Origin of the sequence: Leuconostoc holzapfelii, assembly GCF_012396485.1 — a bacterium.
Taxonomy (GTDB): Bacteria; Bacillota; Bacilli; order Lactobacillales; family Lactobacillaceae; genus Leuconostoc; species Leuconostoc holzapfelii.
Genome location: NZ_JAAXPO010000013.1, coordinates 1 through 24,344, shown reverse-complemented (window position 1 = coordinate 24,344; position 24,344 = coordinate 1). Strand labels below are relative to the sequence as shown.

Here is a 24,344-nt window from a genome sequence, read left to right as displayed (position 1 = left end):
GAAAGAATTAGATCAAATTAATCATTGGATTAATGCCAGGCCAATGAAAACGCTCAACTGGCAATCACCACGAAAAGTCTTTCAGAAACATGCGGTGTTCGGATGATTCTTGCAATCTGCCAAATATATTTTAAAATGGATTAACTTAAGTTATTTGGTTTGATTATTGATGGAGAATCGGAGACAATACGGAGTGCACTTTCAGTCGATTGTTTTAGGTTGAAGAGGTATTTGAAAAAGTATGTGTGGCCCTTTCCCAAATTTTTTATGCGAATTTTAATGCGATTTGATTTGTTTATGCATGCATTGTCATTTAAAAATGTTTATTGTTTAATATGCGTTGATATGGCGCATTTTTCCCATGACAATGATTTAATTGACTAGTTGGTTGGGGAATTGCGAGATTTTTGATTTTTTTGCTGAGTTATTTGACTTTTAATTCGTCATAAAATATACTGAAAAAATAAAGTCGGATGTGCAGGCGATACCCAATGAACATTGCTGGTGATAGAAAGATAATTATGCGAGTTAACGTTTTACAGCATACGCCCAATGAAGGGCCAGGTGCCATTGCAGCGTGGGCAGCAATGCGTGGACATGACTTGTTTGTGTATCACCCTTATACGCTGGCGCAGGCGTTGCCTGAAGCTGATGAGACAGATTTCTTAATTGTTTTAGGCGGTCCAATGGGGCCAAATGATCAACTGGATTGGATTGAGGCGGAGCGTGACTTAATTAAAACGTTGTTGTCTGAAAGGAAGCCGATTTTTGGTGCCTGTTTTGGCGCGCAACAAATTGCAAAGACTTTAGGTGCGGCAATTGTGAAGGCACCACACAAAGAGGTGGGGTGGGCAAATATCTCATTGCAAACCAACGTTTTGCCGAACCTACCGGATCATATTTTAGCGTTACATTGGCATGAAGAAATGTTTGAAATTCCTGAAGCAGCCACCTTACTATTTAGCAGCCAATTGGTAGAAAATCAAGGCTTTATATACCGAGACAACGTGATTGGGTTACAATGTCATCTTGAACCTGAGCAACATAATGTTAATGAAATGGTGATGAATGATTATCCTTATGCCTTGGAAAATAACGCGTTAAACCAAACAGGTCAAGCCATTTTAGCGCAACCTGTCCCGCCAGAAAACAAAAAGATCATGTTTGATCTGTTGGATTATATGGTGCAACCTGAGTCAGCGCCAATCTGATAAATTTGACTTTTGGGCAGAGCGTTTTTAACCAAGTAAGCAAAGACGGATTCAATACCCGTCTTTTTTAGTTCAGATTTAAAAAGGGTTCATAATTTGCAATTTTGGTCAACATGCTGACAAAACATCAGAATAATGTCACATCAGAATCAGATTAACGATCGCAAGGAATTTTATAATGAATCTATCAGCTGAAGGGTTAACCTGCGACCTAATTTTAACCCTAGAAATAGTCGCCAAATAACGCATGAATACTTCATTTTTAACATAGATATGTCAATTCCATCGAGTAAAATGGGTTTGTGCTGCACTTAAAACCATGCGAGAGTAGGAAATAATGAAAAAAATTGTCGTCCCATCATTTTTACCAGGCGTTTTAATAATTTGCTTAGTCATCGGCTTAATTGCAAACATGATTTTCGACACTGGGACTGCAATCGCGCTATTAGCTATTGTTTTGCTTGTGGGCATCAGTTTTCTTTTCGTCCCACAACTGAATCGGATGTCGTTTTCAAAAATTCGTATTGGTATGTTGATTGGCCTCGGCATCATGTTGATGGCACAAATCATGACGTTAGTATTTTTCCCAAATACTGTTTATCACGATCCTTATCGCGTGCTTTCCCAAGCAGATCAGATGGCTGCCAATCAAAACACATGGGACATTACTTATTTTTGGCGCTACCCAAATAACGTCCCTCTGGCATACCTGATGTCATTATGGTTGCGGATTACGCAATGTTTTGGTCTTTCGACAAATATTGCGATACATCTTCTCAGCATTTTGGTACTTGATACATTCATTATTTTCTTTTTGGTCACAATTCGGCGGTTAAACCAGCGCAACAGCATGTTATGCGGTGCATTTGCATTGTTTGCGCTAACACCTTTTGCTTATACCTACTATTTACAAGTATTTTATTCAGATCTACCAACCATGTTAGTGCTATTATTGGTGCTCAACTGGTTCCTTGAATGGCCAAAGCGCTCACGGGCTAAGAAAATTAGTGCTGGGGTTGGTTTGGTTGTCAGTATTTTGATTGGGGACCTCATCAAACCAAATCTCATTGTTTTAATTCCGGCATTAATCATTGTTGCAGTATGGTTAGGCGTAAGAAAAAGGCTTGTGAGAAGTCAGTTAATTGTCCCAATCGTTCTAGTGGTGCTGGGGTTTGGTTTGAGCGTGCCGGCAACGCAAGTAATTTATCAAGCCAGTAATTATCAAACGCAATCGAAATTCAAACTTCCCGCAACACATTGGATGTTAATGGGGTACAATTCTAGAACAAAAGGGACTTATTCAGGGACAGACGTCATTCATGATGATGCAAAACCTAATCCAAAAGCCCGACAAAGCTATGATGTGCAACAAATAACGCGCCGTATCAAAAAACTTGGTTTTATCGGCGTGATTAAACTCTGGGTCACAAAAATAGGGCTCCTACTTTATGTCGGTGATATTCAAGACTGGTATAATGGTGGTTTTCGGTCAGCCCCTGTGTGGTATCAACAGCACGCACAGTTCTTTAACGTCGTGATCTCACTCATTTATACCACTGCTACGGCTGTGTTTTGGCTCATCTTAATCACACGCTTAATGACCTGGCGGATCGATTTATCGGATCATCAGCAAGTTGTTGCGCTGATTGCGGTCGTGACAGCCCTTGGCTATATTGCTTTTCACACCTTGCTTTGGGAGGTAGAGTCACGTTACGGTCAAGCAATCTTACCGCTTTTGTTATTTGCATTCGCCGCGATTCCCGTAAGATCGCCCCGTAAAATCTTAAATCTTCGATTTGTCACCTTAAAAAAATATAGTGTAGTCGTGATGGCAATCGTTGTCTTTTTAACGGTCGGTTTGGCTAAAGTCGTTGCCGATAAACATCCTCAAACCATCGTCGTTGCCGCGCAGCGCAGTCAGCTGTCGTTACAGTATGGTGCCCAACCAGATAAAATGGTGCCAGGTGAGACGATCACTGAGGCTGTCGATCTCAATGGCGCGATCAACTATTTTTCTGTTCAAGTTCACGACCATGCCATCATGCAAGTCTATTTGAAGAATCGCGATAATGGCAAACAATATCAAATGACTGCTGCGGGTGGTTCATACCATATTTGGCATGATTTTAGGCCTGGGCATTATCAAATTATCATTAAAAATAACACACAACAAAAGCAAAATATTGATATTGTCAAAACAAATAATTACCAATTAGCTCGTTACCCATTAGTTATTGATGGACAGCAAAACAAAACGGATTCTTTGGTTTATGAAGGCATTTTGAATGTAAAATAACTGACAAGCTACTATGATAAATGCTGGGACCATTTCGACGGGCCGACAATTGAGAGCAAAAGACACAAAGCCATGATGTGTCTTTTTTTATTGTTTCAAGATTTTACGTCGCCAGTGATACTTATGGCAGCAATTTTTCATCATGGCAATCGCTGATGACGACATGAGGGCAGGCGAGCAGCAAGTGACGACAAGTCATTGATTTAGTAATAATGTTATAATATTATTAATAGCAATTTGCAATATCTTTGATAGCCAGGAATAGAGAAGTAAAATGAAAAATATGAGAGATTATCAAAAGACACATCAAAAGTTACTCAACAGTGGACTCAAGCTTTTTCTTGCACTGAACTTTGAAACGACCAGTGTGCGTCAAATTTGTAAATCAGCAGATGTCACAACAGGGGCATTCTATAAACATTTCGAGACCAAAGATGTATTAATTGATGAACTTGTGGCGCCGTACTTAATGGGGCTGAAGGACATTTATAGTGAAGGGGTAGCGCATTTTCAAGCCTTCGTCCATACCGTAGACGTTCAGGCAGCAGACACAAATGTTGACTTTGTCAAGGTTTACTGGGAAAAGAATAGTGACGAATTGGAACCAATCATTACGTATATGTATCAACATGCCGATATCACGAAACTCATTTTGTTTAAGTCTGATGGGTCACAGTATGAAAATGTTTTGGAACAAATCACTCATTTTTCTGAAATGCGCGTGATGGAAACGCTCAAATGGTTGCAAGAAAAACACTTGATTAAGCGGGATATGCAAGACCAAGGCGAAAATATACATCTTTACATTTATGCCTATTTGGCAACAGTCTTTGATATCTTGATGCATGAATACACGTTAGAGAAGACAAAACGGTTGATACATGAGGTTTATTTATTTATGATGCCATCTTGGATAGCTTATCTATTAACATCAGATGTTGACATTTAATCGTGCGATGATATTATAAAAGTGTTATTTTTTCTACTTAAGATTGCAATGCGATCTTAAGTAGAAAGGTAAAATTTTTAAATTCTCGGAGGTATGAAGATGCAAAGATTACAGCGCATCATCAATTTTACAGGTCAGTATAAGAAACATCTGTTTGGGGCCATGTTTTTTGCGATGTTAAGTGCAATTTGGATGTTAATCCCGTATTTCAGCATTTATCAACTGATTCAGTTATCATTGCAAGGGCCAGTGATGCGAGCAGATCTCATGCATTATGGCAGCATTGCTGTGATAGGTATTTTGTTGGATGTCTTGACTTTTTTTATTGCGCTTTGGTTAAGTCATATGGCAGGTTTTCGACTCGAAAGAAATATGCGAAGCTATGGCGTCAACCGACTGTTAACTGTTGGGTTACGATTTTTTGATCAAGAAGAGTCCGGCGCGATTCGGAAAACAATCGATGATAATGCTTCACTGACGCATACATTTGTCGCCCATAATATTCCAGATACGATTCGTAGTATTGTTGCCCCTGCATTGATTTTAATGAGTATTTTTTATATCAATTGGGTATATGGTGTACTTATGCTACTCATCGTCGCCACATCGCTGTTTTTGTTAAATCGGATGATAGGTAATACAGCAGACATTAAGCACTATATGGATTCATTGGATGAAATGACTGCCACATCAACTGAATTTGTCCGTGGCATGGCATTAGTTAAATTGTTTGATGTGCCGTTGACTGTGTTTAAGCGCTTTAAACAATCAATCACGCACTATGGTCAGTGGGCCTTGAATTATTCGTTGTCAGTCCGACAACCCTATATCAGCAATCAAATCGTGCTAGAGGTATTCCCAATTTTACTTATTTTTGCCCTCAGGTGGCAAAAGGCGATATCGGCACAGTTTACCTTGGCGCTTTTTGTTTTGATTATTAGCGTCCAAATTGTCATGCTGCTCATGAAAGTTTTAACAATTGGGCAAAGCCTTTATATGTCAGTACAGGCAGTTGATCGTATTGATCACATGTTTAATGGCTATGAAGAAAATATCGAATCAACCATGGCCACCGCACCATCACAGGTTGATTTTGCGAACAAGGACTTGGTGGCTAACAATATTGGGTTTGCTTATCTCAAAGATCAACCGATTTTACATGATATCAGTTTTAAGTTACCGCACCAAAAGATGACGGTCATTGTTGGTGCGAGTGGCAGTGGGAAATCGACGATTGCCAAATTACTCATTGGTGCTTATCGCAATTATTCTGGGACGATTACCATTGGCAACCAAGATATTAAAAAGCTATCTGAACCGCAACTCATGGCAAATATTACCTATATCTCCCAACATAGCCGTCTTTTTAATCGCTCGATTTTAGACAATTTAAAGATAGCTAATCCTTCTGCTACCGCGCAACAGATTCAGCAAGCGCTCAAATGGTCAGCTTGTGATGACTTAGTGGCGAAATTACCTCAGGGCATAAACACTGTCATCGGTCAAGATGGCGTCTATCTGTCAGGTGGGGAGCAACAACGCTTGACCTTGTGCCAAGCATTTTTACGTGAAGCACAAATTGTGATTTTAGATGAGGTCACGGCTTCAATTGATGCTGAAAATGAAAATCAAATGCAAGCAGCAATTATTCAACTAGCAAAAGAAAAGACGGTGATCTTAATTGATCACAAATTAAAGATTACCAAGTATGCTGATCAGATTTTGGTCTTTCATCATGGCCAAATTGTTGAGCGCGGCACGCACACGGCATTATTAGAAAAAAATGGGCAGTATCAAATGATGCTTGATATGCATCTCCAGACACAAAACTGGCGATTGGGAGGTGAAAGTTAATGATTGAAAAAATTGCAAAGAAATTCGCCTTGTCACACTTAGGGGCAAAGGGCTTTATCAAATCCTGTGTGTTCGCATTTGGCAATAACGTGGTCAAAATGTTGCCAATGATGGTCTTCATTATGTTGCTACTCGGCATCGATGGGACACAAGCGCTAATGACCACGCCACTTATCTTGATGATGACAGTGTGCGCAATTGTGGCGGTCTTATATGTTGTTAATTATTTTGATTATGCACAATTATATGTTTCATCTTATAAAGAAAGTGCCCGTAATCGTTTCCGGCTCATTGATAAGATGAGAGAATTACCAATTAGTTATTATGCCAAGCATAGCACAACAGATCTTACTAACGTGGTTCTCAATGATGTGGCAGACCAAGAAAAACTCATGAGTGGGCCAATGCCACGAATGATTGGTTCGCTATTATTTATGCTGTTGGGCTTTGTTAGTATGTGCCGCTTTAACTTTGAGATGACGTTGATTTTGTTTGCGACGTATCCCGTTGGTGCCTTAATTTTTTGGTTGACGGGTCAAATTGAAAAGCGCGCGCATGAGAAATATTCGACGCAATTAGCTCACCAGAGCAGCACTTTTCAAGAGTTTATCGAACGTATGCCAGAAGTGCGCTTCTTTAACTTTGTCGATCAGGCTAAAAATGAATTTTTTTCTTTGTTGAAGACGCAAGAAAAAAGTCATTTAAAAACAGAGCTATCAACAGCGGTGTTTCATAGTTTGATCACGAGTGTGATCCAGGTCAATCTCTTACTGATTCTCTTTGTTGGTGGGGCTTGGTGGACAACGAATCAGATCAGTCTGGTGACCTTACTCATCTACATTTTAGTGGCGACGCGGTTCAACACTGCAATTGTGTCGATTTTTGAAGCATTATCACAATATCGTTTTACCAAGATCCGTATTAACCGGTTGCAAGAAATTTATGACACCCAGTCACAAAGCGGCACCCAAAAGCCAGATTTACAACACTACCATTTTAATGTTAAAAATCTTCATTTTGGATATGACCAAGACCATGAAATTTTAAAAGGCATTACTTGCCACATTCCAGAGAAGCAAGTGACGGCGATTGTTGGGCCGTCCGGTTCTGGGAAAAGCACGTTCTTACGTGTATTAGCAAAATTTTATGATTATCAAATGGGTGAGGTACAACTTGATGGTGTACCAGTCAAAGATATTGACCCTGAATACCTATTTCGCCAGATTTCGATGGTTTTTCAAGAGGTCGTTTTATTCAATAGGTCAATTAAAGAAAATATTCGAATTGGAAATCCTAGTGCCACTGATGCGCAAGTACTTGAAGCGGCAAAATTAGCTCAATGTGATGAATTCGCACTACGTTTGCCGGCAGGGTATGATACGGCGATCGGCGAAAATGGGCGTTTGCTTTCAGGCGGACAAAGACAGCGCGTGGCGATTGCGCGTGCGATTCTAAAAGACAGTCCCATGCTGTTTTTAGATGAAACGAGCTCAGGTTTAGACTACGAGAATGAATTCTACGTACAAAAAGCATTGAGTCAGTTAGTGGTTGGGAAAACAGTCATTGTTGTGGCTCATAGATTAAAGACGGTTGAATCTGCCGATCAAATTTTGGTGCTTGCCGATGGCCAATTAAAAGAAACAGGTAATCAGGCGACATTACTGAAAAATAATGGCTTGTTTGCCAAACTTTGGCAGCTGGAGAACCATGACACCTCACGTGAATGATAGTCAGCTTTTCTTGATGATCAGCGTGCTCTTGAACGGATCAGTGACAGTGAATGTATCGGCGGCAACCCAATGGACATGGCCAGAAAACTGCATCTGTAAGTGTTCAAAGTAAGGCGGGTCGACTAACACACGCCAGGAAACTAGGCCAGTTTCAGCTAACGCTCGGGGCTTGATTTGCTCACCAAACCAGGTATTATAGGCGTGGTGATGATGATAGTGGTTATGCGAATAGAAGTGTGCACTTTGTGCCATTGTGGCAGTCATGTCCATTTGTAGGGTTCGCACAAAAAAGTGATCCCCAGTTGATAAGTGATCACCTACAAAATGCAAATGGCCAATGGTTGTTTCTGATGGGAAGCCAGACCAACGTCCTTGTTTGGCAGCAAGTAAGGCCCTAACGTTGACATCTTTTGTGCCCATACGAACAAAGTGATGATCCCAGACCCATTGGGACTGCGGACGATCGTGGTAAAGTTCGATGCCGTTACCATCGGGGTCGTTGAGATAAAACGCTTCACTCACATCATGATCGCCAGCTCCTAATGGATACTGAATGAACACAAGCTGTTCAATTAAACTGGCTAAACTTGCCGTATCGGGCAGTAGCAACGCAAAATGATATAATCCTTGCCGTGGCGCTGTTGGCTTGCGTCCATTAAAGTTCAGCGTTAAAAATGGGTCGCCGTTTTGAGTGAACGCATAGTGATAAATTTTTTCGTCAGTGTTAGTTTCAGCGAGGCCCAAAATGTCACGATAAAAACGGCGCATCTGTATTTCCTCGGCAGCCATTAAGGTGAGGTGTTGAAGCTGATAAGTAGTATTTAACATGGCGACTTTTCCTTTACGAACGCTTTATTATGCTTACTAATAATAAGTATAATAAAGCGTTTTGTGGGTTTTGTCTAGTAAAAAAACTGGTTATTTTAACTTTTGCAATGATTGTTTGCAAGCAAGCCAAGCACGTCATTTCAGACGATTGATCGTTAAAAAACACACAACAGTATACAGAATGCTAAGCAATTATTAATTCGGCTTATTTTCTTATGTTTTTCTTAACAATCTTATCAAATGTGTTATAATTTAATAGTCAATTGTTTTGAAAGAGAGAAAAAGTATGAAAAAATCATTTTTGATGGGTGCAGTCGCGGCATCGGTTGTTGGCGGACAGGCAATGACTGCGGCCGCGAGCACAACTTATCAAGTTAAATCTGGGGATACGTTGTATGCAATTGGTTTAAGAAACAACTTGAGTGTGAATGATATTAAATCCGCCAACCATTTGACATCCGACACAATTTATCCAGGACAAAGTCTGGTTTTGGGTACGGGCGCGTCAAATACATCAGCACAAGCACCATCTGCTGCTACATATACTATCCAGTCTGGTGATACCTTATCAAAAATTGCTGCTGACCACCAAATGAGTGTGGCACAGATTGCGGCAATGAACGGTATTTCGAATGTGAACTTTATCAGTGTTGGTCAAGTTTTGAAGGTAAATGGTTCTGGGACAACGCCTAATCCAGCGCCAGCCAACCCAAGTGCGTCAGTAAACAACAATTCAAATTCGGCATCGAGCCAGTCGACTTATACGGTAAAGGCGGGCGACACATTATCTCGTATCGCTGCCACACAGCAAATGTCACTCTCGCAGTTGGCAGCATTAAATGGTATTTCGAATGTGAACTTGATTCGCGTTGGTCAAGTACTAAAAGTTAGTGGCGCATCTAACACATCAGCACCAGCACAGCCTAATCAGGCGCCAACAGTAAATACTGCACCTAGCAACACAGCCACCTATACGGTGGTGTCAGGGGATACACTCTCTCGGATTGCTTCAGAATTTCACATGAGCTTGTCAGACCTTGCGTCTTTGAACAAGATTGCCAATGTGAATGCAATTACTGTTGGACAGGTATTGCAGGTGAGCGCTGGCACTAGTACAAATCCAGCAACACCAACCAACACGACGAACAATAATCCGACACCGGCCGTGACACCAACGTCAACAACCGGGCGTTACACAGTCAAGTCTGGGGACACGTTATATGCTATTGCGGCACGTCTTGGTGTCAATATTAGTACGTTGCTTTCATTGAATGGTTTGAACTTAAACAGCGTGATTTATGTGGGTCAAACGTTGATAACAGCTGGTACATCTGCGGCTACGCCAGTTGCACCGGTAACACCAATGGCAACAACGCCGACAAACGCGACGCCTGGTGGCGTAACCACCGCTGGATTGAGTGCTACTCAAGCAGCTTGGTTGCAGACAGCAGTTTCTGATGCAAAAGCCGCCACAGCTGGGACTGGTGTTTTGGCCTCTGTGACAGTTGCCCAAGCCATTCTTGAAAGTGGTTGGGGACAATCAACCTTAGGATCAGCACCATACCATAACCTCTTTGGCATTAAACAAGGCTTTGGCTGGACTGGTGCGGTGGTTAACTTGAATACTTCTGAATTTGTCAATGGCCAATGGACCACTGTTGTGGCACCATTTAGAGCATACAGTTCTCAAATGGCTTCATTCCAAGATCACACGAACTTTCTGCTAGCTAATAGCCGTTATGCGGCAAACGGGGTGATTAATGCCAAAAATTATGTCGACATGGCTAACGGCTTGCAAGCTGCTGGTTATGCAACAGCACCAACGTATGCCAGTGCGTTAATTGGTTTGGTTGAACGGTATAATTTGCAATCACTTGATTACTAAATTGTAAAAGGTGTTGTGCCGACAGACGCCACCACTTGCAATCAAAAGGGTTATCAATCGTGTTCATTTAGATAAATTCTGACAATAAAACGCCGTAGCGGCATAGTAGTCGCTACGGCGTTTTATTATTGTTGATCTTGATTTTAACGGCAAAAAACAGTACTAGCAAGTGCGTATGCCTTAACTAAAAATACACTTGACATCACATGATTTTAAGTCAAAACATTAGACTAGTCTAATGTTTATTTTTGTTATGAAGCTGATGGCTGTTTAATTTCATCGTAAATGTTATAACTAAGTAGTAGGATGATGCCCACTGATAGCCATGATTGCCAGTTTGACATGTTGAATGGCTTGCGGTAAGTGATTTCAATTATATTTGACATGACAACGACGAGATACAACCAAAATTGCCAACGCTGATAGAATTTATGCATAAAATAACCTCGAATATGATATTGTCTCTTTCTCCTGTACGATTAATCATTTAAACAACGCAACACCAAACACCACCAGCACCAGAATGACAGTTGCGATCGTCAGCGCCATGCCGATCGGATTTCTTGGATTAACGGACCAGCCCAAACCAAGCGCTTTTGGTACAAATAAGGGTGCTTTTGTGCCAGTTTGTTCAGGGTATGCGAGCCAATAGCGATACGTTGATAATGCAATCAAAACCAATGCTAGAAGACCAACAACGACCAAGACTAATTTATGATTAGTAGGTTGCAAGATCACCAGACCCACAACAACTAGCAAAATGACAGCCGTGAGGCTGACTAAAATCATATCTAGAAGCTTTAATTTTTTCTCTGAATTCATCTTCATACAACCCTATATTTTACCTATCAATATTTTAGCACGAATCGCATTGAAAAATGACGGCCACTATTTTTAGGCAGACCCTTGACTGTGTGGTTACCACACAGTGTACAATAAAGCCAATCGATCAAGAAAGGAAACCGGCATGCAAACCTATTCAATCGCTGAGGTGGCCAAAATTTTCAATATCACCAAGTACACCATCCGTCATTATGTTGATGCGCAATTATTAACACCAACAAAAAATACGGGGAATGGTTATTATGCGTTTACTGATGCTGATCTTTACAGGTTGTACCAAATCATCACGTTTAGAAAAATTGGGCATACCATTGCTGAAATTAAAACTGTTTTATCGCAAGGTGAATTGACAGATGCGTTCAAATTTGCCGAACGAAAAATACAGCAACAAATTGATGAGTTAATCAAAGTGAAGGCGGATATCCAAGAAATCGTTCAGGCACAAGGAAATACCCAATTCAATGACATTTTCTTTTGTGAGAAACCGACCCGATTTTTGAAGAAAATTCCAGTCGACTTTTTGCACCACGGGGAAGTTGATCTGTTTGCGGCATCACAAAGTGACTATTTTCAAATTGACCACGTTAATTACATGGTGCATCGTGATGGGCAGATTGATGCCTGCTTTCCAAGTCATGCTGGTGATTATGACTATCAGCTTGCCGCCGGCACGTATGCCTGCATGGATATTTTAGCCGCTGATGAACAACAACTTGAGCAACAAGTTGCCCGTTTTAAGCGTGATCCGTTAATCCAAGGACGTTTACAGGCTGGCAATGGGGAACTGCATGGTTATGAAAACATTTTAAAATCCTTAGCTTATAGTGAAGAAACCGTCTTCACGGTCGAAGTCATTTTGTGAGCAACCAATTTATGAACTCAGATGTGATGCGGATCGTGGTAACAGCAGTAATGAAATACTAACAGGTGATAAATGATGACAGAGATTAAAATTGAGACCGCCCGTTTGGTCATTTGACCATTTCAAGAAAAAGATACTGCTGGTTATTTTGACTTGTATAAGGCACCAACCGTGCATTGTTTTATGCCGGATAAAATTAGCACTTTTGCAGCAGCACGCGACATTGTCTTAACTAAAGAAACGCAACGTGCCACTGAAATGGCCGTTTGTTTAAAAGATACAGACACGTTTATTGGCACGTTGTTTGGTCACTGGGAGGATGCGGATACCTACAGCATTTGCTGGCATTTTCTTAGCGATTACAATGGTAAGGGCTATGCTACAGAAGCTGCAACAGCCTTTTTTGATTTTCTCTTTGAAGAAATGCAGGCTCGACGAATCTATGCCTATGTCGAAGTAGATAATGACAGTTCACAAGCCTTATGCGGAAGGTTGGGTATGCGACATGAAGGCACCCATGAAGATTTCATCTCGTTTGTTAATAACCCAGATGGTTCACCGCACTATGAAACCACGATGGTCTTTGCCATCCTGAAAAAAGAATGGCTACCGGCAAACCAAGTCAATTAAAAAGCTGTCGCTTCCTCGCGGCAGCTTTTGAGTTAATATAGGTCTTTCAATATGGCCAGGACATTGGTTTTGCTGGCATTAAGCGGTGCACGATAAATCAAGTTGACGGGGCGTTGGAAACTCTCATCAAGCGGGGCATAGGGGATATGTTCGGCAATGAGCTTTTGCGAGATGATTGTTTTCCCAAAGCCAGCTTGTAACAGGGCCAACATAACATCCGTGCTGGTGATGGTGAGGTAGTTGTCGGGCAACCCATGTTGGGCAAAATAGCGCTCCATATGCGCACGGGCACTGGCGCCGACTTCTCGGAGTAGCCAGGTATCCCCGTTGCCGGCCAGTACTAATTGGTCCGTCATGAGTGGCACAGCGGACAAGCTTGAATCCATGACCGGTTGTTCGACGAAGGCAAAGTCAACCGCGCCTTGAGAAACTTGTTGCATCAAGGCGTGTGAATTTCGCATCTCGACTGTGAGCTGAATCGGTAAATGCGATAATGCCGGGATAAGTTGGGGTAACAAGGTCAAAGCTGAAAAATGAGAGGCGCCTACCTTAATGGCCACTTTGTCAGTACAGTTTTCGTGCTTTGAGAAGAATTTCTGTGCCTGTTGCCAGTCGGCGAGTAGTTTTTGTGCTTGCGGGTAAAATAAATCTGCCGCAGGAGTCCGTTGCACTTCGGATTTCTTACCACGTGTAAACAGATCGACGCCTAACGCGGCTTCTAAATGTTTAATATGGGCTGATACACTCGGTTGACTGATGAATAATTGGTCAGCGGCTTTAGTAAAACTTCGGACTTGATAAACCGTGACAAACGATTGAATATATTGCAACATATCGCGTTCTCCTTATGCAAAACCGTATTGTTAGGCCTGGTTTTGTGCTGTTCGCCATGCTTTTTCCCAAGCTTGCGTAGCTTGTTGGATAGCATCCCAAGGGGCTGCGATTGGTGGGGAATAAGACAAATCCAAATCACTAACCGCACGAACAGTCATCTTGTTGAAAATCGCGCTGGCTAACACATCTGACCGCTTGGCAATTTCTGAGCCAAATTGGCCAATGAGTTGTGCACCTAATAGTTGACCTGTATGTTGATCCCCAGTAATCTGGATGGTGATTTTGGTCGCACCAGGAATATAGGCCTTATGATCATCGACCACACTGGTCACACTAAGTGGTGTGAATCCTGCTTGCGTGGCTTCATCGGGCAACAAGCCTGTCCGCACGGCGACTTTGTCAAAGGCTTTAAGCACTTGGCTGCCGACAATACCTTGAAATGGCGTTGCGACACCAACGGCATGCGCACCAGCAATTCGCCCTTGTTTATGGGCTGTTGTCCCCAAAGGCAGATAGGTCGTTCCGAGTAAACGATGCTTGGTAATCGTCAAGTCACCCGCAGCGTAAATATTTTTAAGGTTGGTTTGCATGAAATCATTGACCATCACGGCGCCGTTTTCAGCCAATTCGGCACCAGCTTCTGCCAAAAGGGTGCTGTTAGGTTTTACGCCGGTAACGACGAGAACCAGATCAAATGGGGCTGCCTGTTGCCCAATAACGAGGCCATCAGGTGTAATTTCTGAAATGGCATCGTCAGTTACAACGGCAACGCCATTTTCACGTAACGTGTCGTGTAGCAGGTGGCTCATGTCAGGTGACATGGTCGAAAGAATTTCAGGGCCACGTTGGTACAGCGTCGTTTCTACCCCGCGCTTGACCAACGCTTCGGCCATTTCAATCCCAATATAACCCGCCCCGATGATGGCAGCAGTTTTTGGCGCTTTGGCAGTGACGTATTGATCTATGGCAAAATAGTCGGCCATATCATGCAAGACAAACGCGTTGTCAGCGCCTTTAATGTGGCTGGTTGCGGGAAGGGTGCCCGTACCCACAACAAGTTTCTCATATTCGAAGTCACCACGGTTTGTCGTGACGCGGTGGGCTGCCGAATTAATGACATTAACCGTGGTTTCCAAGTGAAAATGAACGCCGGTTGCTTCTAAATCCGCCAAGGTGCGGTGACGTAAATTTTCCCAACTTGGGACTTCGCCACTAAACGCATAAGGGAAGCCACAAATGGATAAATTGGGGTAGCTATCCGCAAGCAAAAGCGTCACCTCAGTTTCCGGCGCTAATTCTTTGGCGCGGAGCGCTGCGGAGATACCAGCATCGCTCCCACCAATAATCAGTAGTGTTGTTTGAATTGTCATATTCATGCTCCTTTAAACACACTTAGCATACCACGATTTTTGATTACCTTTAATAATTAAAACATTGTTTTTAATCAGTTATGGTAGAAACTGCAATGTTGTAAAAGTTGAGTTTTATATTATAACCATAGTATAATAAAGAAATTTCAAAACCATAAAAAAGGACGTCACATGTATGACAAATTTATTCTCGGTTGAGACATCGGCCGTTGCGCCACACAACAACCAATTTGAACCACAATCAATTAGTGCCAAGGCATTGATGTCTGATCCAGCGGTTATTCAGATTGCCGACGGGGTTGATTTGGCAGATACAGTGGCATTATATGATTTAGGGAAAGAACCAGCTGATAAAATGTCGGGCATTGCGGGTCAATTGTTAGATAAATTGACGGTTGCTGATACGATTGGGTCAACTAAGGTTTTAGATTCGTTAGTCAAATTGACGAAACAAATTGAGTTTAAAGAACTAAAACCAGATCAAGAACGCGGTTTAAAAGCCTTGTTCCGTCGCGCTGAAGCCACGCTTAAAGCACGCGTTGCCAAGTACCAATCCATTGGTGGTGAAGTCAATGAACTATTTGTCGCGCTTAAAACTTATGAAAATACCATTCAAAAGCGAGTTGATGATATGGATCAACTCGCTAGTGCCAATGCGGCCTATGCCAAAAATTTGGATCAATATATTGCTCTGATTTACATTTTGCGTAATCGCCAAGCCATGACCGTGCAGAATACCATGTTGGCGGCGCAAGGCGGGGATGAGGCAGCACAAATTGCTTTGCCAAAATTGCAACAAGTGGCCGAAGTGTTGGATAAGCGTGCTTTTGATTTGGAGCAGGCGAAAGCAATGGCAATGATTACTGCGCCACAAATTAAGCAAACGCAAGATAATAATTTGAATTTGATTCAGCAGTATCACGCGGCATTCATCAATACAATTCCAGCTTTGCAGACTGGCTTGGTACAAGCCGTGACGGCGCTACAAGGTAACTATGCCCAGCAAGGTCTGAATGCGCAAAAGCAAGCCACAGCGGATTTGATGAAGAAAAACGCGGAGCGTTTGGCCGTTAATAATAAATTTATTTTAGAATCTAGTGGGCAACCAACCGTTTCTGTTGAAGACATGCAAAGCATTGTCACAACAATTCTCAATGCCGTGCAAGAGACGAAGACCATTGAGCAAGAGAACGCTAAAAAGCGTGAGGCCTCACGGGAACAAATGGCCAAAATGATGACGGACTTTCAAGCAGCCGTTAATGATGTAAAGGTAGCAAATAATGGGCAAGAAAACAGTTAAAACATTAGCTCGACAAGCACAGGACGAGCTGATTGAAGCATCAAATCATAGTGCCTTACTCCAAGGTGATTTTGCGACAAAAGCTTATCAGATGGACGTCGCACGGATTGAAACGACGTTAGCTGAACTTAATATCTTGCTGGAGATGCCCGCCATGATTCGGACGGGATTTGAACAAGATGATACGCAGGAAACCATCATGATCCCGACGGTTTTTGCTAAAGTGGATGGCTTACCAACAAATGAAAAGCCATATTGGCAACATCTTGACAGTATTCGTGATACGACCGGCTTGCAGGCATTAGTCACGCGGCACATGACGGCTAGTGATTGGCGCATTTCGTCGGCTGATTTTGATGTCATTTTGGCCGATTTCACCCCGCAAACGGTGCAACAATCGGATGCTTGGGCTTATCAGGTGCTGAATAAATTACTCCAAGATAAAATTGCTGAAGCCATTGTGACGTTAGTCAATGATTGGCCATTTAGCATGCCGGCAACCACTGATCATAAGCAGACGGTCTTATCGGTTTTGTTAGACTGTCCCAAAGAGTTACTCGAAATGAGTCTTGAAGTGGATTACCCAAAGGCAGTGCCATTACTCGCTGTGGTGCATCAAGAATCCATGGGTGAAATTACCTTTGAAGATGTCGTTGCCTATAATATGTTTCACCAATTGGGTTGGGACGTGGTGATTTATTCACCGCATGCATTTGCTTCGCTTGAAAATTATATGACATCTGATAACTATGACCATTTCAGCTATGACAAAGTTCGGCCAACAGCATCAGCGACTGGCGATCCGAAAAAATCCTTCCTGCAAAAATTGTTTGGTAATTAGGAGAAAAAATTGAAACGTATCACACATCAAATGGCCAAAGTATGGCTAATATTATTGATTGCCCCATTATTTGTGGTCGCCCCAGATAACGCGGCGGCACGTAGTTTTAGTGGTAGTGGGCGTACCACAACGCGGTCAAATCCAGGGTCAACATTTAAAAGTTATCAGAAACCACAAACGCCAAAGGCCAATTCATACAACAAAACCTATCGTGTCAATCGGGATACAAATTCGAAGACACAATATCAATCTTATCGGTCTCAACCTCGTCAGGGTGGGATGATGTCTGATTTTGGGCGAAGTTTGACACGAGGCATTGGTTGGGGTGCTGGCTGGGCCATTGGGAGCCACATGGGAAATTCATTATGGCACACGATGTTTGGTTTTGGAAATAATACTTACTATGATCAAGATGGTAGAATGCAAACGCAATCTGGCGGCTTTGCCGGTTGGATTATCTTGATTCTAGTCATTGTGATTATTATTTTGGTTGTTAAGTTACTGCGACGGCCAAATGATTATTATCGCCGCCATGAATATTAAGCAAAAAAGCAACGATGACAATCGTTGCTTTTTTGTGCTGTCATATCATGCCGTGGGGTACACCACGTGAAAGTTTTCTAGGAGCATATTAGCATTTTGTTCATCAAATATGTGGCCTTCGGTTTGGTAGGCTTTAACAAAAAATGCATGGTGAACAGTACGCCAATAGGCTAAACTACGATCGCCTTCGCCTTCAAGATAGGCGTGTTCGGCATCAACATCAAGGTATTTCGTGGCTACAACGTGATCATTTTGGATAATGCACACTGCTTGGTTTTGGCTATCTAAAACGACATCATAGGCGCCTGTTTGTGGTAACGGTTCATCGTCTTGATATAAATCAAGCGCACTGGTCGTAGCCGTTTTGATACCGTTTAGAACGAGGTTAGCTAACTCATCGGCATCAACGCCAAATTGGAACGCGGATTGCATTTGCGCGTCGTCAGGGATTGCGTGTGTTTTTTTTGCTTTTTCAAATAATGCTTCTGGGGTCATTGGGGGTTCTCCATATTCTTGTACGATGCGGTAATTTGCATAAGTTTATAGGCTTGCTACGGTGTCACCAGGTCTCATTTCCACATCTGTAAAAATAATGGTGTTGGGTGAGAGTGTCTGGTTGGCAATCGTCGTAATAGCCAGTTCGCCCATTTGGGCAAAGTCTTGCTGGACGGCAGTCAAACGCGGTCTTGTGATCTGGGTGAGATTCGTACCATCAACGGTGATAATGGACAAATCGTCAGGGACAGCAACGCCAGCATCTTTTGCAGCATTGAGTATGCCAATCCCGACAATATCAGCAGAGCCAATCACGGCAGTGAAGGGTAATGGTACGCCGAAATTTTGAATGGTCTCAAGGCCGGTTTTGTAAGCATTGTCAATACCCCAAATCAAGGCCGGATTATAACGAATGCCGTGCTTTGCTAGGGCATCAATAAAGCCTTGACGTCGTAATGTCGCGACTACTGAGTCTGGATCAGCAGCACCAATTAATGCGACTTGACGATGTCCTTGATCATATAAATAATCAACGATGGTATGCATCATCGCATAATTATCAGACGAAATCGACGGAATCCCATTATTTAATTGATTGGAGATACTCAAAAGATGCGTATCAGCCGCTGTTAAGACATCAAAGACGGCAGTTTCAAGGTCAACCGCCAACATCACGACAGCGAGTAATTGGCGTGAGAGTAATGATTTAACCGTTTTAATTTGATGCTGGACATCATCTTCTAGAAAAACAATGAGTAGTTCAAAACCCAGTTCAAATGCTTGCCGTTGCATGCCTTTAATAATTTCATCAGCAAAGTTGGTGTGTGTCGTTGGGACAAGCACACCAATCACGCGACTTGCTTTTTGTGATAAGTCAGCGGCCGATTGGTTTTTATAATAGCCCATCTCTTCAGCGAGTTGGCGGACACGTTGCGCTGTTGCCGCACTAAAACGCCCACGATTTGTCAAAATACGTGAGACAGATGCCGCTGAAATACCGGCGCGATTTGCAATGTCCTTAATTGTAATAGCCATAATCCATATTATAGCTTAAATTCAGTTGACAAACAAAATGAAAGCGTTTACAATACGAAGTGCGTAAACGTTTACTCAAAATCCAAAAAAGATTATATTTAATATGCTAGCAGTCTTAAATATAGTCGGGTTCTCAACAAAATAGTTATTGATGATCACTTAAAGGAGTGTGATGATGTTGAATCGTACGACGCAAAACAAGCGACAACTACCGATGCTCACCAGTATGCAGTTATTCCTAATGACTTTTGGTTATGCTGGCGTTCAAGTTGCATTTTCAGTGCAAACTGGTAATATGGGTCGCATATTTCAGACTTTAGGCGCTGACCCAACGAAATTAGGTTTTTTCTTTATCTTGCCACCATTGGCAGGGATGGTGACGCAACCGTTAATCGGCTATTTCTCTGACAAGACTTGGTTACCCAAACTTGGGCGCCGGCTGCCGTATTTGATTGGTGGCTGTTTGGTCTCACTCATTGTGCTGCTACTCTTACCAAATACCGGCTCGCTAGGCTTTGGTTATGGTTCGGTCACGGCATTATGGTTTGGTGCTGTGACTGTCTTGTTTATGGATTTATCGGCTAATGTATCGATGCAACCGTTTAAAATGTTGATTCCCGATATGGTTAATGCGCATCAAAAGGATAAAGCCTGGAGTTTACAAAATATCTGGGGGAGTTTAGGCGGTGTGATTGCATTCGTCTTTCCGTTTTTGCTAACGGCGTTAGGTGTTGCCAACACGGCATCGCGTGGTGTTGTACCAGATTCGGTTAAAATTTCATTCTATGTGGCTGCGGCAATTTTATTGCTTTCAACGGTTTTCACGATTATGAATGTGAAAGAATATGACCCGAAAACATTAGCTGATTACCATGGCTATCAACCGGAGACTAAGGTACGTGAATCATTGCTGACCATTTTGAAGCACGCCCCCAAAGTATTTTGGACGCTTGGCATTGTTGAATTCTTTGTTTGGTTTGGTATTCCGTATATGTGGACCTATTCAACAGGCGCCTTATCTGAAAATATTTGGCATGTTTCTGATCCTGCCTCAGCTGGGTATCAAGCGGCTGGTAATTGGTTTGGGATTTTACAAGCCGTATACTCGTTAGTCGCTATTCTTGTAGGAATTGGTTTTCAACGCTTAACCAACCGGACGCGTCAATGGGCCTATTGTTTGAGCTTGCTCACTGGTGGAGTTGGATTCATGGTGGTTGCGTATGGTCATACGCATTTGTCCTCATTGATTGGGTTTGGTTTGATTGGTATTGGTTGGATGGCCTTGATTTCAATTCCGTTTACAATACTCACGAATGCATTAGACGGGAAACACGATGGGGTGTACTTGGGCTTGTTTAACTGCTTCATTTGTATCCCGCTTTGTATCCCGCAAATTGTGGCCTCAGTGGCGAGCTTTGCCATTTTTTCAGCGGTGGGGCAAACAATGGCCAATATGTTAGCGGTTGCCGGTGTTTGTTTAATGATTGGTGGCTGTTTGATTTGGATAGTTAAAGAAGAAGCGCGTGATTAAAAAGGAGAATGAACATGACAGCAGCAATTCAATGGTGGCAAAAAGCCGTCGTATATCAAGTTTACCCAAGGTCATTTCAAGATACTGACGGCGATGGGATTGGTGATTTAAAAGGAATGACACAACGACTTGATTACATCAAAAAATTAGGCGCCGATGTTATTTGGCTAAATCCTGTGTACGCGTCACCAGATAAAGATAATGGGTATGATATTGCCGACTATCAAGCGATCAACACCAAATTTGGCACAATGGCTGACTTTGATGACCTATTAGCACAAGCCCATAATAAGGGGCTTAAGATTATGATGGACTTGGTGGTTAATCACACCTCAGACCAACATCCGTGGTTTATTGAAAGTCGGCAATCAAAAGATAATGACAAGCGTGATTTCTATATTTGGCGCGATCCAGTCGCTGGACATGAGCCAAATAACTGGGGTTCCTTCTTCTCAGGGCCAGCTTGGCAATTTGATGACGCTACGGGACAGTATTATTTGCATTTATTCGTTGCAGGTCAACCAGACTTGAACTGGGTGAATCCTAAAGTACGACAAGCTGTCTTTGATATGATGAACTTTTGGGTGGATAAGGGCATTGATGGTTTTCGGATGGACGTGATTTCTCTCATTTCAAAACCTGATGGCTTGCCTGATGGCGAAGTGCCGGCAGGTGGGGTCTATGGTAATTCAAATCAGGCGGTCGCCAATGGCCCACATGTCCATGACTATTTGCAAGAGATGCGCCAAAAGGTCTTAAATCGGGCAGATATGATGACCGTTGGCGAAGCATCAGGGGTTGATATTGAAAATGCGGTGAAATATGCCAATCAGGATCATTCAGAATTGAATATGGTCTTCCAATTTGAACATATGGATCTTGATAATAATCCCAACCCAGCGCTTGGCAAATGGTATGATCAGAAAGTTTCACTGGTTGATTTAAAAGCAAATTTATCCAAATGGCAAAACGATTTGTCAGGGAAAGCATGGAATTCATTGTACTGGGATAACCATGATCAACCACGTGCAGTCAGCCGCTATGGGGATGACCGGCCGGAATTTCGTGTGGTCTCTGCTAAAATGGTGGCCACACTGCTGCATTTCATGCAAGGCACGCCTTACATTTACCAAGGTGAAGAGATTGGGATGACCAATGCTTACAATTTACAGCGAGCAGATTTCGATGATGTTGAGATTAAAAATGCCTTTCAGTACTTGATTGATCAAGAGCATTTAACTGATGAAGTCACAATGTTAAGATACGTTCATGCCAAAGGTCGGGATAACGCTCGGACACCGATGCAGTGGGATGCCAGTGCTCATGCGGGCTTTACCACTGGCACACCGTGGCTGAAGTTAAATGATAATTATCAGACGATTAACGTTGAAGCGGCCTTAGATGATCCGAATTCCATTTTCTATTATTACCAGAAATTGATTCGCCTCCGGCATGACTTACCAATTATCACCACGGGAACTTACCAATTGTTGGATCCAACGGACGCGCAAGTCTATACTTATCGCCGGCTTGGTGACAACGATACCTTACTGGTGATTAACAACTTTACACGTGATACCTTAACACGGGATTATCAAGTCCCTGATACGGCAACCCTTATCATCAGTAATTATGACGATGATGCCGGTACAACATTGCGGCCGTTTGAGGCTAAAGTTTATCGTTTAATCAATTAGGTTCAAATATTTAAAAGCACCATTGTTAAAAGAATTTAACAATGGTGCTTTTTGGTTACTTATCTCTGTGATAGGAGCAAAACAGTGTACTTATAAAAACCTTACTTGTAAGATTTTGAAACCAAAAACTAGCAATACTATTATATTTATCAAGTGTTGCTAAGCTTCTGTTGCAAAGATATTATAAAAAGTTCTGAGTTGAAGAGGCTCAACGTTTAACTAAATCGGGTTGGATTACACTGATTTTTAGTGAAAATTCGTAAATTTAGTTAATTCAATCACAAAATATTGAGACTTAAAGCGCTGTCAAAAACGCAATGAGCCCAAAGATGATACCTGGAAAATTGGCCAAAGCAACTGGGATATCACGATGTGACTTTTTTAAAGCGTAAATAACCCAGAGTGTGCAGTTAATTGCGGCAACTAGCGGCTGAATTGGATTAGCTTTTGCCCCAGATAGATTATCTGCAATTTGCGGAATGTAGGATACGTACATTAGGACAGCCATCACAGTGGCAACCCAACTCAGATACGTAATAAATTTTGTTTCTTTCATAACAACGACCCCCGTTTTTAACATACCTATACTGTACTACTTGGTGATTAAAATCACAAGTTTAAATTAGATAATTTCATCCTTTTTATAGCACATTAGGGTCTTATTTTGGCTGATTAGGTCGTTAAAAGCCAATTTCATTGTCACTATCCTACAGGAGAAAAATAAGTACGGGGTACGGGGTATTAACTTCTGATTTAATGAGTAATAGAAGCATTACCACTGTAGTTAAATATCATATATAAGGTCTTTTTGGCAACGAGACATCCGTGATGCAACAAATGTACTGCGTCTTTTTAATATACCAAAATACGCCGTTACGGCATCGGGACATGTAGCGGATGGCGCACAATATTTAAGTAGAACTTAAACTAAGATGTTAAAATTTATCCCATATTGTATATTTGGTGCTAGTTGCCAGCAATACAAATTTAAAAAGAATCCAAATGTTTGAGGGCCATTCAATCATTTTAAATGTAATTTTTGTACCATTATGGGAACAAAAGAGATTTCGTTTAAATCTGATACATTATATGTTTTGTTTCTTGTATAATTGCTCAATATAATCTTAAATTTATAAAAGGAGTTTTTTAGCTTAGTTAGCTTATTTATGGATAGTCAAGAGGATAATTCAGTTTATGAAATCAGAGCATTCCCAAACAGAATTGATAGATATAGTAAATTTATCTCAGAAGGTTTCGTTGCCATTGGATGGCCAAATATTGGCGATGTAACGAATATGAGCCTATCTGATATATCAATTAGTTTTCATAAAAAATCTATACTTGATTATCTCGGATTATGCCCGAGAGATGAAGCAGTCCGGATTTTCAGTATAGGAGCAGTATGATTTATATATGTGAATTATTTAATTTACCTTTTAATCACTTGTTACCATAATTATAGCAACACTTGACAAAATTTTTCTATTTGGCAGATTGCAAGAATCATCCGAACACCGCATGTTTCTGAAAGACTTTTCGTGGTGATTGCCAGTTGAGCGTTTTCATTGGCCTGGCATTAATCCAATGATTAATTTGATCTAATTCTTTCT

Annotated in this window: 20 protein-coding genes and 3 pseudogenes; 14 read left to right on the top strand and 9 right to left on the bottom strand. The window is 41.8% G+C overall.

Translation table 11 applies throughout. The features are described from left to right. From HF966_RS08525 to HF966_RS08500, 6 genes and pseudogenes are all read left to right on the top strand, one after another. A pseudogene (locus HF966_RS08525) lies at window positions 1–106 on the top strand (IS30 family transposase); the annotation flags it as partial. Window positions 107–521: 415 nt separating this feature from the next. Then, window positions 522–1,211 (top strand): type 1 glutamine amidotransferase, encoded by a 690-nt coding sequence (locus HF966_RS08520; protein ID WP_168677925.1) that lies wholly within the window; start codon window positions 522–524, stop codon window positions 1,209–1,211. Window positions 1,212–1,548: 337 nt separating this feature from the next. Further along, on the top strand, window positions 1,549–3,507 hold the full coding sequence (locus HF966_RS08515) for a glycosyltransferase family protein (protein ID WP_168677923.1): 1,959 nt from the start codon (window positions 1,549–1,551) through the stop codon (window positions 3,505–3,507). Between the two features lie 274 nt (window positions 3,508–3,781). Further along, a complete protein-coding gene (locus HF966_RS08510; protein WP_168677921.1) occupies window positions 3,782–4,456 on the top strand; it encodes a TetR/AcrR family transcriptional regulator in 675 nt (224 codons plus the stop codon). 99 nt (window positions 4,457–4,555) lie between these two features. After that, complete coding sequence (locus HF966_RS08505; RefSeq protein WP_168677919.1) at window positions 4,556–6,310, top strand: ABC transporter ATP-binding protein; 1,755 nt, start codon at window positions 4,556–4,558, stop codon at window positions 6,308–6,310. Further along, window positions 6,310–8,037, top strand: a complete 1,728-nt coding sequence (locus HF966_RS08500) for an ABC transporter ATP-binding protein (protein WP_168677918.1) — start codon at window positions 6,310–6,312, stop codon at window positions 8,035–8,037. Before HF966_RS08505 ends, HF966_RS08500 begins: the two co-directional genes overlap by 1 nt. 3 nt (window positions 8,038–8,040) lie before the next feature. Here HF966_RS08500 and HF966_RS08495 read toward each other — a convergent pair whose 3' ends face one another. Continuing rightward, window positions 8,041–8,868, bottom strand: a complete 828-nt coding sequence (locus HF966_RS08495; protein ID WP_168677916.1) for a VOC family protein — start codon at window positions 8,866–8,868, stop codon at window positions 8,041–8,043. A 286-nt stretch (window positions 8,869–9,154) separates the two neighbouring features. Here HF966_RS08495 and HF966_RS08490 point away from each other — a divergent pair, with 286 nt between their 5' ends. Continuing rightward, on the top strand, window positions 9,155–10,753 hold the full coding sequence (locus HF966_RS08490) for a LysM peptidoglycan-binding domain-containing protein (RefSeq protein WP_168677914.1): 1,599 nt from the start codon (window positions 9,155–9,157) through the stop codon (window positions 10,751–10,753). A 251-nt stretch (window positions 10,754–11,004) separates the two neighbouring features. On the opposite strand, the gene HF966_RS08485 is transcribed toward HF966_RS08490, so the two are convergent. Both HF966_RS08485 and HF966_RS08480 read right to left on the bottom strand, forming a co-directional pair. After that, on the bottom strand, window positions 11,005–11,190 hold the full coding sequence (locus tag HF966_RS08485) for a hypothetical protein (protein WP_168677912.1): 186 nt from the start codon (window positions 11,188–11,190) through the stop codon (window positions 11,005–11,007). A gap of 46 nt (window positions 11,191–11,236) precedes the next feature. Next, complete coding sequence (locus HF966_RS08480; protein WP_168677910.1) at window positions 11,237–11,581, bottom strand: hypothetical protein; 345 nt, start codon at window positions 11,579–11,581, stop codon at window positions 11,237–11,239. Between the two features lie 139 nt (window positions 11,582–11,720). On the opposite strand from HF966_RS08480, the gene HF966_RS08475 reads away from it, so the two are divergent. Both HF966_RS08475 and HF966_RS08470 read left to right on the top strand, forming a co-directional pair. Continuing rightward, window positions 11,721–12,458, top strand: a complete 738-nt coding sequence (locus HF966_RS08475; protein WP_168677908.1) for a MerR family transcriptional regulator — start codon at window positions 11,721–11,723, stop codon at window positions 12,456–12,458. A 129-nt stretch (window positions 12,459–12,587) separates the two neighbouring features. Beyond that, window positions 12,588–13,088 (top strand): annotated as a pseudogene (locus HF966_RS08470) (GNAT family N-acetyltransferase); the annotation flags it as partial. A 32-nt stretch (window positions 13,089–13,120) separates the two neighbouring features. On the opposite strand, the gene HF966_RS08465 reads toward HF966_RS08470, so the two are convergent. Then, window positions 13,121–13,921, bottom strand: a complete 801-nt coding sequence (locus HF966_RS08465) for a LysR family transcriptional regulator (RefSeq protein WP_168677906.1) — start codon at window positions 13,919–13,921, stop codon at window positions 13,121–13,123. A 30-nt stretch (window positions 13,922–13,951) separates the two neighbouring features. Beyond that, window positions 13,952–15,292, bottom strand: a complete 1,341-nt coding sequence (locus HF966_RS08460) for an FAD-dependent oxidoreductase (RefSeq protein ID WP_168677904.1) — start codon at window positions 15,290–15,292, stop codon at window positions 13,952–13,954. Between the two features lie 175 nt (window positions 15,293–15,467). On the opposite strand from HF966_RS08460, the gene HF966_RS08455 reads away from it, so the two are divergent. Genes HF966_RS08455 through HF966_RS08445 form a run of 3 tightly spaced genes read left to right on the top strand, consistent with a single transcriptional unit; the run spans window position 15,468 to window position 17,976 of the window. Continuing rightward, entirely contained in the window at window positions 15,468–16,592 is a 1,125-nt protein-coding gene (locus HF966_RS08455; RefSeq protein ID WP_168677902.1) for a toxic anion resistance protein, read from the top strand. After that, window positions 16,573–17,433 (top strand): YceG family protein, encoded by an 861-nt coding sequence (locus HF966_RS08450; RefSeq protein WP_168677900.1) that lies wholly within the window; start codon window positions 16,573–16,575, stop codon window positions 17,431–17,433. Before HF966_RS08455 ends, HF966_RS08450 begins: the two co-directional genes overlap by 20 nt. Window positions 17,434–17,442: 9 nt before the next feature. Next, on the top strand, window positions 17,443–17,976 hold the full coding sequence (locus HF966_RS08445; protein ID WP_246586734.1) for a hypothetical protein: 534 nt from the start codon (window positions 17,443–17,445) through the stop codon (window positions 17,974–17,976). Window positions 17,977–18,021: 45 nt separating this feature from the next. On the opposite strand, the gene HF966_RS08440 is transcribed toward HF966_RS08445, so the two are convergent. Together HF966_RS08440 and HF966_RS08435 are read right to left on the bottom strand one after the other, a co-directional pair. Then, window positions 18,022–18,471: an ASCH domain-containing protein gene (locus HF966_RS08440; RefSeq protein ID WP_168677898.1), complete on the bottom strand. Its 450-nt coding sequence runs from the start codon at window positions 18,469–18,471 to the stop codon at window positions 18,022–18,024. A 45-nt stretch (window positions 18,472–18,516) separates the two neighbouring features. After that, window positions 18,517–19,506 carry a LacI family DNA-binding transcriptional regulator gene (locus HF966_RS08435; protein WP_168677896.1) on the bottom strand — a complete coding sequence of 330 codons (990 nt, stop codon included), beginning with the start codon at window positions 19,504–19,506 and terminating at the stop codon, window positions 18,517–18,519. A 175-nt stretch (window positions 19,507–19,681) separates the two neighbouring features. Here HF966_RS08435 and HF966_RS08430 point away from each other — a divergent pair, with 175 nt between their 5' ends. Together HF966_RS08430 and HF966_RS08425 are read left to right on the top strand one after the other, a co-directional pair. Then, a complete protein-coding gene (locus tag HF966_RS08430) occupies window positions 19,682–21,037 on the top strand; it encodes an MFS transporter (protein WP_168677927.1) in 1,356 nt (451 codons plus the stop codon). 14 nt (window positions 21,038–21,051) lie between these two features. Next, window positions 21,052–22,734 carry a glycoside hydrolase family 13 protein gene (locus tag HF966_RS08425; protein WP_168677894.1) on the top strand — a complete coding sequence of 561 codons (1,683 nt, stop codon included), beginning with the start codon at window positions 21,052–21,054 and terminating at the stop codon, window positions 22,732–22,734. 295 nt (window positions 22,735–23,029) lie between these two features. Here the strand turns inward: HF966_RS08425 and HF966_RS08420 are convergent, their stop codons facing one another. Both HF966_RS08420 and HF966_RS08415 read right to left on the bottom strand, forming a co-directional pair. Continuing rightward, on the bottom strand, window positions 23,030–23,290 hold the full coding sequence (locus HF966_RS08420) for a SemiSWEET family transporter (RefSeq protein WP_168677892.1): 261 nt from the start codon (window positions 23,288–23,290) through the stop codon (window positions 23,030–23,032). 947 nt (window positions 23,291–24,237) lie between these two features. Beyond that, a pseudogene (locus HF966_RS08415) lies at window positions 24,238–24,344 on the bottom strand (IS30 family transposase); the annotation flags it as partial.

What these genes read in the sequence shown, in the direction of transcription:
- HF966_RS08485 (WP_168677912.1), bottom strand. Translation starts at nt 11,190, where the DNA reads ATGCATAAATTCTATCAGCGTTGGCAATTTTGGTTGTATCTCGTCGTT.
- HF966_RS08440 (WP_168677898.1), bottom strand. Translation starts at nt 18,471, where the DNA reads ATGACCCCAGAAGCATTATTTGAAAAAGCAAAAAAAACACACGCAATC.
- HF966_RS08460 (WP_168677904.1), bottom strand. Translation starts at nt 15,292, where the DNA reads ATGACAATTCAAACAACACTACTGATTATTGGTGGGAGCGATGCTGGT.
- HF966_RS08435 (WP_168677896.1), bottom strand. Translation starts at nt 19,506, where the DNA reads ATGGCTATTACAATTAAGGACATTGCAAATCGCGCCGGTATTTCAGCG.
- HF966_RS08500 (WP_168677918.1), top strand. Translation starts at nt 6,310, where the DNA reads ATGATTGAAAAAATTGCAAAGAAATTCGCCTTGTCACACTTAGGGGCA.
- HF966_RS08425 (WP_168677894.1), top strand. Translation starts at nt 21,052, where the DNA reads ATGACAGCAGCAATTCAATGGTGGCAAAAAGCCGTCGTATATCAAGTT.
- HF966_RS08450 (WP_168677900.1), top strand. Translation starts at nt 16,573, where the DNA reads ATGGGCAAGAAAACAGTTAAAACATTAGCTCGACAAGCACAGGACGAG.
- HF966_RS08510 (WP_168677921.1), top strand. Translation starts at nt 3,782, where the DNA reads ATGAAAAATATGAGAGATTATCAAAAGACACATCAAAAGTTACTCAAC.
- HF966_RS08475 (WP_168677908.1), top strand. Translation starts at nt 11,721, where the DNA reads ATGCAAACCTATTCAATCGCTGAGGTGGCCAAAATTTTCAATATCACC.
- HF966_RS08495 (WP_168677916.1), bottom strand. Translation starts at nt 8,868, where the DNA reads ATGTTAAATACTACTTATCAGCTTCAACACCTCACCTTAATGGCTGCC.
- HF966_RS08490 (WP_168677914.1), top strand. Translation starts at nt 9,155, where the DNA reads ATGAAAAAATCATTTTTGATGGGTGCAGTCGCGGCATCGGTTGTTGGC.
- HF966_RS08480 (WP_168677910.1), bottom strand. Translation starts at nt 11,581, where the DNA reads ATGAAGATGAATTCAGAGAAAAAATTAAAGCTTCTAGATATGATTTTA.
- HF966_RS08430 (WP_168677927.1), top strand. Translation starts at nt 19,682, where the DNA reads ATGTTGAATCGTACGACGCAAAACAAGCGACAACTACCGATGCTCACC.
- HF966_RS08505 (WP_168677919.1), top strand. Translation starts at nt 4,556, where the DNA reads ATGCAAAGATTACAGCGCATCATCAATTTTACAGGTCAGTATAAGAAA.
- HF966_RS08465 (WP_168677906.1), bottom strand. Translation starts at nt 13,921, where the DNA reads ATGTTGCAATATATTCAATCGTTTGTCACGGTTTATCAAGTCCGAAGT.
- HF966_RS08520 (WP_168677925.1), top strand. Translation starts at nt 522, where the DNA reads ATGCGAGTTAACGTTTTACAGCATACGCCCAATGAAGGGCCAGGTGCC.
- HF966_RS08455 (WP_168677902.1), top strand. Translation starts at nt 15,468, where the DNA reads ATGACAAATTTATTCTCGGTTGAGACATCGGCCGTTGCGCCACACAAC.
- HF966_RS08420 (WP_168677892.1), bottom strand. Translation starts at nt 23,290, where the DNA reads ATGAAAGAAACAAAATTTATTACGTATCTGAGTTGGGTTGCCACTGTG.
- HF966_RS08515 (WP_168677923.1), top strand. Translation starts at nt 1,549, where the DNA reads ATGAAAAAAATTGTCGTCCCATCATTTTTACCAGGCGTTTTAATAATT.